Here is a 9,839-nt window from a genome sequence, read left to right as displayed (position 1 = left end):
CGAGAAGGTGTTCAAGCCGATCCGCGCCTTCTTCAAGAAGCAGGGCATCGACGCGACCTTCGTGCACAAGGTCGGCCACGCCGCCGACACGATCGCCGCGGTCGCCGACAAGGGCGGCTACAACCTGCTGATGATGGGCTCGCACGGCCACGGCACGATCGGCAACCTGGTGATGGGCTCGGTCGCCACCAAGGTGCTCGCGCAAAGCAAGGTGCCGGTGCTGCTGGTGCGCTGAACGCCGCGCGCGCCGGCGGCGACGGGTCAGCGCGCGTTCAGGCCTTCGAAGCAGGTCGACAGCACGAGTTCGACGACGCGCTCGTCGTCGTACTGGCCGGTGCTCTTGAGCAGCGGCAGCACCGGGTCGCAGGCGCGCGCGTACAGCGTGTACAGCACCAGCTCGGGCGGCAGCGCGGCGTTGATGTCGCCATCGCGCTGCGCCTGCACGATCGTCTCGCCGAGCCGTTCGCTGACGTCGCTCAGGCCGTCGAGGTAGTCGCGGTGCTGCAGCAGCGCCGTGCGCAGCGTCGAGTTCTGCGACGGCAGCGACGGCATCTCGCCGGCCAGCTGCATCTGCATCGCCCATCGGGTGACGGCGCGCAGGCGGTCTGCGGCACGCGGCAGCGCACGCACCGCGTCGGACTCGAGGAACGCCCGCGCGCGGTGCAGCACACGCACCATCGCCGCGGCGGCCAGTTCCTCCTTCGACGGGAAGTGCTTGTACAGGCTGGCCTTGGCAATGCCGACGTCGGCGGCGACCTCGTCGACGGTCATCGCGTCGAAGCCCTTTTCGGCGAGCAACCGGTTGACGGCGGCGACGATCGCGTCTTCGCGCGCCTGCAGCATCTGCTGTCGGAACGAGACTCTGGCCATGCCGACATTCTAGGCCGGCGCGATCGCATCGTGCCTGGCGCGGTCATGGCCAGACCTGCGCGGTCACGTGCAGACCTTGCGGTCTGTGCGGTCAGGCAGGACGCTCAGCGCGTCGGCCCGAACTCCCACCAGGGACGCCGGGGCGGCGTGGCCGCCGCGTCGGGGGGGTCGCCGGGGGCGCACTCGGCGGCCGGCAGCCCCAGGCTCATGTCGAGCCCGAAAGCCGTGCCCATGTCGGCCGCGTCGGGGCCGGCCGGACTCTCGCGGCGCGCGCGCAGGCGTTGCCACAGCGTCGCGCCGGGAGGAGGGATCGCATTCGGTGCGCTCATCGCAGGCCTTTCGGGCGGCGGCAGGGCCGGTGCGCCCAGTGTCATGCGTAACCGTGGGTGACGGCGGCTTGATTTGCCGCACCGTTGCGCCACAGTTCACGTGATGAACGCGACCGCCGCTGCTGCTGGCGTCGATGCCGGCGCCGCGTGGGCGCGCGCCGTGCGCTCCTGCTGATCTTCGCGTTCGCCGAAGGCCGACCATGGACCGTCGAACCCTCGCCGTGCTGACCTGGCTGACCGTCGTCGCCGCGGTGGTGAGCGCGTTGTGGCTCGCGCTCGGTGCCGGTGCGAAGCGTTTCGGGGTCGCACCCCTGGTGCTCGGGCGACCGATGCCGCCGGCCGAAGACGCCAAGCCGGGGTCCGCCGCAGGGCGTGTGGCGCCCCGTCCGGGCACGGCGCACCGCTGACCGGACAGCGCGCGGCGGCTACGCGCCGTCCACCGGCTCCAGCACCGCGCGCGCCCCCTGCTGCAGCGCGCTGCCGACCTGGTCGAGCAGGCTCGGGGGTGCGTCGGCGTCGCTGCCGAACTGCCACTGGTGCCAGTGCAACACCACCGGCACCGTGACCTCGGGCGCCAGCGCGACCAGCGCGCCGCGCCCCACCGCGTCGCGCACCTGGATCCACGGCGCGACGCCGACGCCCCAGCCCATCGTCGCGGCACGCACCGACGCGTCGCTCGACGGCACGAAGCGTTCCTGCAGCCGCGGCGCACGCACGCCGAAGGCGCGCTCGACCCATTGCGCCTGCATGTCGTCCTTGCGGTTGAACACGAGGAACGGCACGCGGGCGAAGTTGTCGCGCCCGAGCCCGCGCGGCAGCATCGCGGCGACGAAGCCGGGGCTGGCGACCGCGGTGTAGTGCATCACGCCCAGCGGGCGCACGCTGCAGCCGCGCAGCGCCTCGGCGACGGTGCTCACGCAGCCCAGCACCGCGCCCTGGCGCAGCCAGTCGTGCGTGAAGTCCTGGTCGTCGACGACCAGCTCGAGCCCGCGGCCGTCACGCAACCCGGCTTGGACGACCGGGTCGAGCGCCGGCAGCACCCAGGTCGCGAGGCTGTCGGCGTTGACCGCGACCGGCAGCCGCTCGCCGGCGGCCGCGCCCAGCTCACGTGCCACGTCGGCGCGCAGCGCGTGCCACTGGCGCGCGAAACGCAGCAGCACCTTGCCGGCGTCGGTGAGCTGCAGCGGTCGCGAGCGGATCACCAGCGGCTGGCCGACCTGCGCCTCGAGCGCTCGCAGCCGTTGCGACACCGCCGACTGCGTCACCGCGAGCCGTGCGGCGGCGCGATCGAAGCGACCCTCGTCGGCCAGCGCGGCGAGGCAATCGAGCGCAGGTGGGTCGATGTGAATCATTAGAGCCGCTAATGTCAAACGATGTTCATGAATGTATCTTCATTTGAACCGACCGATCCGCACAATCCGGCCCGTAGCGACCCTGGAGCCCGCGATGAAAGTGATCGTCCTCGGTGCCGGCATCATCGGCATCAGCACCGCCTGGTACCTGCTCGACGAGGGCCACGAGGTGACCGTCGTCGACCGTCAGGACGACGCCGCGCTGGAGACCAGCTTCGCCAACGGCGCGCAAATCTCGGTGAGCTTCTGCGAACCCTGGGCCAGCGCCGACGCGCCGCTGAAGGTCGCCAAGTGGCTGCTGCGCGACGACTCGCCGCTGCTGTTCCGCCCCCGGCTGGACCCGCACCAGTGGCGCTGGGGGCTGAGCTTCCTCACGCAGTGCCACGACGCGGCGTTCGAGCGCAACGTGGCGCAGCTGGTCGCGCTCGGGCGCTACAGCCACGAGTCGCTGAAGGCACTGGTCGCGGCCACCGGCATCGCGTACCAGCGGCTCGAGCGCGGCATCCTCCACTTCTTCTCCTCGCAGGCCGACTTCGACGCCGGCGCCGCGGGCGCCGAGATCATGCGCCGCCACGGCGTCGACCGCCGCGTGTTGTCGCGCGACGACGTGCTGCGGGTCGAGCCTGCGCTCGCGGCGTTCGCGCCGCACATCTTCGGGGGCACCTACACCCCCAGCGACGAGTCGGGCGACGCGAAGGTGTTCACGCAGCAGCTGGCGCGCCTGTGCGCCGCGCGCGGCGCGACCTTCCTGTACGGCCACGACGTGCTCGGCCTCGAACGCGCCGGTGCCGCGGTGTCGGGCGTGCGCGTGCGCGAGCGCGCGACGCAGGCGGTGCGCACGCTCGCCGCCGACCACTACGTCGCGGCGATGGGCGCGTTCACCGCGCCGCTGCTGCGTCCGCTGGGTCTGTACCTGAACATCTACCCGGCCAAGGGCTACTCGGCGACGCTGCGCCTGAAGCACCCCGAGCGCGCCAGCACCGTGAGCTTGCTCGACGACGGCCGCAAGATCGCGATTTCGCGCCTGGGCGACCAGGTGCGCATCGCCGGCACCGCCGAGATGGCCGGCTACGACACCTCGCTCGACGGCCCGACCGCGCAGGTGCGCTGCCGCGCGCTGGTGCAACGCTACGAGCAGCTGTTCCCCGGCGTGGCCGACACCCGCGAGCCGAACTTCTGGGCCGGCCTGCGTCCGAGCACGCCGACCAACATCCCGTACATCGGTCGCAGCCGCATCGCCAACCTGTGGCTCAACGCCGGCCACGGCACGCTGGGCTGGACGCACGGTGCCGGGTCGGGCCGCGCGCTGGCGCTGCTGATGAGCGGCAAGCGCCCGGACCTGGCGTTCGGCTTCAGCGGCGCGGTGCCCGTCCGGCCGGGCGGGCGGCTGGCGCCGGCCGCGGCCTGAGACCGCACGTCAGCGGCGTGGCCTGCGCACCGCCGGGCGTGATCGCCGGGCACCGCGCGGCGGCACGTCGCGGCGCGGACGCGACACGTCGGCCAGCATCAGCGACGCGCTGACCAGCCCCTCGACGGCCTCGGCGAGGTCGTGCGGCGGCTCGAGGGTCTCGATCTCGGCCAGCAGCTCGTCGGCATCCTCGAGGTCGTCGGGGTCGAGGTGCAGGTACAGCGCGGCCAGCGGCTCGAGCACTGACGCAGCGTCGAGCGCCATCAGCCCCGGGAAGCGCTCCATCGCCAGCGCGAAGCCGGCGACCCAGGGCAGCACGGTCTGCGACGGCGTCGCATCGGCGTCGAGCTCGAACACCCAGGGGTCGAACCAGGTGCGCCGCTCGATCGCGCGGTCGAGCTCGGCGTGCCGCCGGTGCACCAGCGCGTGCAACCGGTCCAGCGCCAGGCCCGGGGGCGGCGCGCGGCCCTCGTCGTCGACGACGAAGCGCAGCCACCGCGCCGCGGGCACCGGCCGAGGCTGCAGCAGCACGCCGACCAGGTAGCCGTCGAGCGGGGCCACGTCCAGCGGCTCCAGCGGGGCTGGCAGCGCGTCGAGTTCGCGCTGCAGCGCGTCGATGTCGGCGTCGGTCAGGGCAGCGTCGGGCATGCCGGCATTGTCGGGTGTGCAGCCGTTCACGCACCGCGCGGCGGATGTCGCATGCCGTTCGGCGGCGCCCCGCGGACACGGGGTGGCGCGCGCCGGCCGCCGGGGCCACCATTGCACCCAGTCCCAGGGCTCGACCGTCACGCCGTCGGGCCCTTCGGCTCCGGTCCCAACGACGTCCTCACCCGAGGACTTGCACGGCCCGCCGCTCACCCGGCGGGCTCTTTTTTTCAGTGCGAAGCCGCGCGTGCTCGGCGGGCGGGATCGGCGGCGGCGCGGCGCTCAGGCGCCGACGACGTAGGCCAGCAGGCCGAGCAGGAACGACACCGCGACGAGCCCCAGCGTGACGTCCTCGACGACGTGGATCATGCGCGTCGCGCGCGACGACCACAGCCCTGCCGCGGGCCCCGCGCCGCGGGCGTGGTGCGACCAGGCGGCAGCCAGCAGGTGCAGTGTCAGCGCGACGCCGGTCCACAGCGCCAGCCACTTCGGAAGGTTGTTGATGACCATCGCATGCTCCTGTCCGGGCGCGGGACACCGCCGGGTACACGCCCCGTGGTCGGCGGCACTTCGCGGCCGCCGACCCGCCTGTTCAGCGTAGGCGGCGCCGGCGGCGCGCGCGAGCGCCGCGGCGCAATTCAGAATTTCGTCGCGGTAGGGGCACCGCGGCGTGCGGCGGCGGCGCATCATGACGGGCACGCCGGCCGCGCCGAAGGGATGGGGATGGACAAGCTGCGCGCCCTCAGGGTGTTTGCGCGCGTCGCGCAGGAGGGCAGCCTGGTGGCCGCCGCGCAGGCGCTCGACCTGACGCCCACCGCGGTGACGCGCACGCTGGCCGACCTCGAGGACAGCCTGGGCACGCGCCTGCTGCACCGCAACACCCGGCGCCTCGCGCTGACCGACGCCGGCGAGGACTATCTGATGTACGCGCTGCAGGCGCTGCAGTTGCTCGACGACGCGCAGGCGCTGATCGACAGCCGCCTGACGGAGGCCGCCGGGCGCCTGCGCGTCACCGTCGGCTCGGCGTTCGCGTCGCACCAGCTGATGCGTCACATGGCGGCGTTCCACGCGCGGTATCCGAAAGTGGGGCTGGAGTTCCACGTGCCGGCGTCGGTGACCACGGTGGACGAGAACAGCGACGTGAGCATCCTGATCGTCGACGCCGACCTGCCCGACCGCGGCTGTGTCGCGCGTCGTCTAGCCGCGTCGGAGATCGTGCCCTGCGCCAGCGCGCGCTACCTGGCGCGCCGCGGACGCCCACAGCACCCGCAGGAGCTGCAGCAGCACGACATCGTCACGCCGCACGCGATGCGCAGCGAGCTGCGGTTCACGCTCCGCGCAGGCGCGGGCGGCGCCGACGCGCCCTCGGTGACCGTCGCGATGCCGCGGCCACTGCTCGACACGAACGACTACGAGCTCAACCTGGCCGCCGCGCTCAGCGACCTGGGCATCGCCGGGCTGCCGTCGTTCGTCGCCGCCGACGCGCTGCGCCGCGGCGAACTCGAGGCCGTCCTGCCGCAGTGGCGGCTGTTCGCGCTGGGCGTCCATGCGGCGATGCCGTCGCGCCGCCACCTGCCGCTGCGCACGCGCGCCTTCGTCGACTTCTGCGTCGAGTGCTTCGGTGGCGACGACCGCGACCCCTGGCTCGCCGCGCCGGCCCGCGCCGACGGCGCCGCGGCGTGGCAGCCTGCGCCGCAGCGACCCGGTTGAGGTCGCCGGCGCCGGGCGCCGGGCGTCATAGACTGCGGTGTCTCGCAGCAGGAGTCACCGCATGGGCGCACCCGAAGCCTTCACCGCCACCACCGAGGTCGGACACTGGATCGCCGGCCGCGCCGAGGCCGGCCGCAGCGCGCGCCGGCAGGACGTGTTCAACCCCGCCACCGGCCGCGTCGCGCGGCAGGTGGTACTCGGCGACGCCGACGACGTGCGCGCCGCCGTGGCCGCCGCGCGCGCCGCGTTCCCGGCCTGGTCCGACACGCCGCCGATCCGCCGCGCGCGCGTGCTCAACGCGTTCCTCGCGCTGCTCAACGAGCACCGCGACACGCTGGCGGCGATGATCACCGCCGAGCACGGCAAGGTGTTCACCGACGCGCAGGGCGAGGTCACGCGTGGCATCGACATCGTCGAGTTCGCCTGCGGCGTGCCGCAGCTGCTCAAGGGCGACTACACCGACCAGGTCTCCACCGGCATCGACAACTGGACGCTGCGCCAGCCGCTGGGCGTGGTGGCGGGCATCACGCCGTTCAACTTCCCGTGCATGGTGCCGATGTGGATGTTCCCCGTCGCGCTGGCCTGCGGCAACGCGTTCGTGCTCAAGCCCAGCGAACGCGACCCGAGCGCGAGCCTGTTCATGGCCGAGCTGCTCAAGCGCGCCGGACTGCCCGACGGCGTGTTCAACGTCGTGCAGGGCGACAAGGCGGTGGTCGACGCGCTGCTCGAGCACCCCGACGTGAAGGCGCTCTCCTTCGTCGGCTCGACGCCGATCGCGCACTACATCTACGAGACCGGCGCGCGCCACGGCAAGCGCGTGCAGGCGCTCGGCGGCGCGAAGAACCACATGGTGGTGATGCCGGACGCCGACATCGACCAGGCCGTCGACGCGCTGATCGGCAGCGCCTACGGCAGCGCCGGCGAGCGCTGCATGGCGATCAGCGTCGCGGTGCTGGTCGGCGACGTCGGCGACCGCATCGTGCCCAAGCTGGCCGAACGCGCGAGGGCGCTGAAGGTGAAGAACGGCATGGAGCTCGACGCCGAGATGGGCCCCATCGTCACGCGGCAGGCGCTCGAACGCATCGAGGGCTACATCGCGCTGGGCGTGCAGGAAGGCGCGCAGCTGGTCGTCGACGGCCGCGGCCTGAGGGTGCCGGGGCACGACGGCGGCTTCTTCACCGGCGGCACGCTGTTCGACCACGTCACGCCGTCGATGCGCATCTACAACGAGGAGATCTTCGGCCCGGTGCTGGCCTGCGTACGCGCGAAGGACTTCGCCGAGGCCATTGCGCTGGTCGACGATCACGAGTACGGCAACGGCGTCGCGGTGTTCACCAGCGACGGCAACGTCGCGCGCGAGTTCGCGCGCCGCGTGCAGGTGGGCATGGTCGGCGTCAACGTGCCGATCCCGGTGCCGATGGCCTGGCACGGCTTCGGCGGCTGGAAGCGCAGCCTGTTCGGCGACATGCACGCCTACGGCGAGGAGGGCGTGCGCTTCTACACCAGGCAGAAGAGCGTGATGCAGCGCTGGCCGGCGTCGACGCCCAAGGGCGCCGAGTTCACGATGCCCACCGCGAAGTGAGCTCGCCGCCGGGCGTCGACGACGCGCGCCTGGCCGCGCTGCGCGAGCTGCGCCGGCTCTCGCAGCTGGCCGAGGCGCGCGCGCTGGCGCAGGCGCTGTACGACGACGCCGCGCTCGACGACGGCACCCGCGTCGAGGCCGGCTGGCACCTGGCGTTCTGCTGCCTGCGCCTGGGCGAGCTCGACGCGCTGCTCGCCGTCGGCGAGCCGCTGCTCGCGCGGCTGCAGGCGCCGGCGCACGCGCAGTGGCGCCACGAGCTGCTGCGCTGGATGGCCATCGGCGCCTGCGAACTCGGCCGCTTCGAGCTGGCGCTGCGCTGCGCGCAGGACTGCCACGCGCAGGCGCAGGCCGCCGGCGACCCGAAGTGGATCGTGCCGGCGCTGACCGCCGTGGGCGCCTGCTTCGAGCGCATGGGCGACCCCTGGCAGGCCGAGCGGCTGATGAACGACGCGCTGGCGATCGCGCGCGACGGCGGCGGCAGCTACGAGCGCCTGGTGACGCTGAACAACCTGTGCGCGGTGACCATCGGCATGTTCTACCTGCTGCGCGATGCCGCCGACGCGAGCGAGGCGCACGGCGCGCTGCAACGCTCGCTGCGCCACGCGCGCGAGGCGATGGACTGCGTCGACGAGCTGCCCGAGCCGGCGTTTCGCGTCATCGTCGAGGGCAACCTCGGCGAGGTGCTGGTGCACCTTGGCCAGGCCGAGGAGGCCGGCGCGCTGCTCGAGCGCGCGCTGGCCAGCGCGACGCGGCACGGCCTGCGCGCGCAGGCCTGGCGCATCCGCTGCACCGAGGGCGAGCGGCTGCTGCAGCTCGGTCGCGACGACGACGCACACCGCGCGATGGACGCGCTGCTCGCCGGCATCGGCGACGCCGACCAGCCCGCCACGCTGCTGCGCGTGCACCACGCGATGTACCGCGCCTGCCGCGCGCTCGGCCGTGTCGACGAGGCGCTGCAGCACCACGAGCGCTACGAACGGCTGTCGCGGCGGCGTGCGATCGGCCAGCTGCAGGCGCAGTCGCGGCTGCTGGTGACGCGGCTCGAGGCCGAGCAGGCGCGGCGCGACGCCCAGCACGAGCAGCGCCGCGCAGCCGAGGCCGAGGCGCACGCGCTGCTCGACGAGCTCACCGGGCTGGGCAACCGGCGCTTCCTCGAGCGCCACCTGCCGGCGCTGGCGCAGCGCGCCGGCGAGCGGCGCGCACCGCTGGCGATGGCGCTGATCGACCTCGACCACTTCAAGGACGTCAACGACCGCTTCGGCCACGGCTGCGGCGACCGCGTGCTGGTCGCGGTGGCGCAGATGCTGCGCGACCACGTGCGCGCCAGCGACCTGGTCGTTCGCCTGGGCGGCGAGGAGTTCCTGCTGGTGCTGCCCGACGCCGCGCCCGAACGCGCGCGCGAGGTCTGCGAGCGGCTGCGCCAGCGCGTGGCCGCGCACGACTGGGCCGCGCTCGCGCCCGGACTGCAGGTCACCGCCAGCGTCGGTCTCGCGCACGCGCCGCCGCACGGCGTCGACGACCTGTACGAGGCCGCCGACCGTGCGATGTACGCCGCCAAGCGCGCCGGGCGCGACCGCGTCGTCGCGCACTGACCCGGCGCCGCGGGCGCGTCAAAGGTGGCGCGCCAGCGCCTCGACGTCTTCGGGGAACAGCTGCCCGGCCTCGGCCTGCACCACCTTGCCGTCGCGGCCGAGCACCACCGTCACCGGCAGCCCCTTGGGCTTGGGCAGCACGCGGTGCACCTCGGGCGTGACCAGCGCGGTCGGCAGCACGTAGCCCTTGCGCTTCAGGTAGCCGAGCGCGTCGTCGGCCTTGCGGTCGATCGACAGCGTCAGCATCGCCAGCCCGCGCGCGCGCTGCGCGCGCCACAGCTGGTCGACGTGCGGCGTGACCAGCGCGCAGAACGGGCACCAGCTGGCCCACCAGTACAGCACCAGCACGCG

At 73.5% G+C, this 9,839-nt stretch carries 12 protein-coding genes; 6 read left to right on the top strand and 6 right to left on the bottom strand.

Going from position 1 to position 9,839, the window contains the following annotated elements:
• Positions 1 to 235: universal stress protein (locus PKC53_RS17700; protein ID WP_324431034.1), on the top strand; the 235-nt coding region annotated here is incomplete at its 5' end.
• Positions 236 to 261: 26 nt separating this feature from the next.
• On the opposite strand, the gene PKC53_RS17695 is transcribed toward PKC53_RS17700, so the two are convergent.
• Together PKC53_RS17695 and PKC53_RS17690 are read right to left on the bottom strand one after the other, a co-directional pair.
• Complete coding sequence (locus PKC53_RS17695) at positions 262 to 870, bottom strand: helix-turn-helix domain-containing protein (RefSeq protein ID WP_324431032.1); 609 nt, start codon at positions 868 to 870, stop codon at positions 262 to 264.
• A 104-nt stretch (positions 871 to 974) separates the two neighbouring features.
• Positions 975 to 1,199: a hypothetical protein gene (locus PKC53_RS17690; protein WP_324431030.1), complete on the bottom strand. Its 225-nt coding sequence runs from the start codon at positions 1,197 to 1,199 to the stop codon at positions 975 to 977.
• 200 nt (positions 1,200 to 1,399) lie between these two features.
• On the opposite strand from PKC53_RS17690, the gene PKC53_RS17685 reads away from it, so the two are divergent.
• A complete protein-coding gene (locus tag PKC53_RS17685; protein WP_324431028.1) occupies positions 1,400 to 1,606 on the top strand; it encodes a hypothetical protein in 207 nt (68 codons plus the stop codon).
• An 18-nt stretch (positions 1,607 to 1,624) separates the two neighbouring features.
• Here PKC53_RS17685 and PKC53_RS17680 read toward each other — a convergent pair whose 3' ends face one another.
• Positions 1,625 to 2,551, bottom strand: a complete 927-nt coding sequence (locus PKC53_RS17680) for a LysR family transcriptional regulator ArgP (RefSeq protein ID WP_324431026.1) — start codon at positions 2,549 to 2,551, stop codon at positions 1,625 to 1,627.
• 94 nt (positions 2,552 to 2,645) lie between these two features.
• Here PKC53_RS17680 and PKC53_RS17675 point away from each other — a divergent pair, with 94 nt between their 5' ends.
• Positions 2,646 to 3,959, top strand: a complete 1,314-nt coding sequence (locus PKC53_RS17675) for a D-amino acid dehydrogenase (protein WP_324431024.1) — start codon at positions 2,646 to 2,648, stop codon at positions 3,957 to 3,959.
• 9 nt (positions 3,960 to 3,968) lie between these two features.
• Here the strand turns inward: PKC53_RS17675 and PKC53_RS17670 are convergent, their stop codons facing one another.
• On the bottom strand, positions 3,969 to 4,607 hold the full coding sequence (locus PKC53_RS17670) for a YecA family protein (protein WP_324431022.1): 639 nt from the start codon (positions 4,605 to 4,607) through the stop codon (positions 3,969 to 3,971).
• Positions 4,608 to 4,886: 279 nt separating this feature from the next.
• Positions 4,887 to 5,114 (bottom strand): hypothetical protein, encoded by a 228-nt coding sequence (locus PKC53_RS17665; protein WP_324431020.1) that lies wholly within the window; start codon positions 5,112 to 5,114, stop codon positions 4,887 to 4,889.
• A 213-nt stretch (positions 5,115 to 5,327) separates the two neighbouring features.
• Between PKC53_RS17665 and PKC53_RS17660 the strand changes: the two genes are divergently transcribed.
• The 3 genes from PKC53_RS17660 to PKC53_RS17650 all read left to right on the top strand — a co-directional run bounded on the left by PKC53_RS17660 (position 5,328) and on the right by PKC53_RS17650 (position 9,488).
• Positions 5,328 to 6,314 (top strand): LysR family transcriptional regulator, encoded by a 987-nt coding sequence (locus PKC53_RS17660; RefSeq protein ID WP_324431018.1) that lies wholly within the window; start codon positions 5,328 to 5,330, stop codon positions 6,312 to 6,314.
• A 61-nt stretch (positions 6,315 to 6,375) separates the two neighbouring features.
• Entirely contained in the window at positions 6,376 to 7,896 is a 1,521-nt protein-coding gene (locus PKC53_RS17655) for a CoA-acylating methylmalonate-semialdehyde dehydrogenase (RefSeq protein ID WP_324431015.1), read from the top strand.
• Complete coding sequence (locus PKC53_RS17650; RefSeq protein WP_324431013.1) at positions 7,893 to 9,488, top strand: tetratricopeptide repeat-containing diguanylate cyclase; 1,596 nt, start codon at positions 7,893 to 7,895, stop codon at positions 9,486 to 9,488. Before PKC53_RS17655 ends, PKC53_RS17650 begins: the two co-directional genes overlap by 4 nt.
• 18 nt (positions 9,489 to 9,506) lie before the next feature.
• Here the strand turns inward: PKC53_RS17650 and PKC53_RS17645 are convergent.
• Positions 9,507 to 9,839: TlpA disulfide reductase family protein (locus PKC53_RS17645; RefSeq protein ID WP_324431011.1), on the bottom strand; the 333-nt coding region annotated here is incomplete at its 5' end.

The sequence above is a fragment of the Azohydromonas sp. genome (assembly GCF_035325925.1).
In the GTDB taxonomy this organism is placed as follows: domain Bacteria; phylum Pseudomonadota; class Gammaproteobacteria; order Burkholderiales; family Burkholderiaceae_C; genus Calidifontimicrobium.
This window is presented reverse-complemented; position numbering and strand designations above follow the sequence as displayed.

Coding starts and splice junctions, on each gene's coding strand:
- PKC53_RS17695 (WP_324431032.1), bottom strand. CDS start 870: ATGGCCAGAGTCTCGTTCCGACAGCAGATGCTGCAGGCGCGCGAAGAC.
- PKC53_RS17690 (WP_324431030.1), bottom strand. CDS start 1,199: ATGAGCGCACCGAATGCGATCCCTCCTCCCGGCGCGACGCTGTGGCAA.
- PKC53_RS17685 (WP_324431028.1), top strand. CDS start 1,400: ATGGACCGTCGAACCCTCGCCGTGCTGACCTGGCTGACCGTCGTCGCC.
- PKC53_RS17680 (WP_324431026.1), bottom strand. CDS start 2,551: ATGATTCACATCGACCCACCTGCGCTCGATTGCCTCGCCGCGCTGGCC.
- PKC53_RS17675 (WP_324431024.1), top strand. CDS start 2,646: ATGAAAGTGATCGTCCTCGGTGCCGGCATCATCGGCATCAGCACCGCC.
- PKC53_RS17670 (WP_324431022.1), bottom strand. CDS start 4,607: ATGCCCGACGCTGCCCTGACCGACGCCGACATCGACGCGCTGCAGCGC.
- PKC53_RS17665 (WP_324431020.1), bottom strand. CDS start 5,114: ATGGTCATCAACAACCTTCCGAAGTGGCTGGCGCTGTGGACCGGCGTC.
- PKC53_RS17660 (WP_324431018.1), top strand. CDS start 5,328: ATGGACAAGCTGCGCGCCCTCAGGGTGTTTGCGCGCGTCGCGCAGGAG.
- PKC53_RS17655 (WP_324431015.1), top strand. CDS start 6,376: ATGGGCGCACCCGAAGCCTTCACCGCCACCACCGAGGTCGGACACTGG.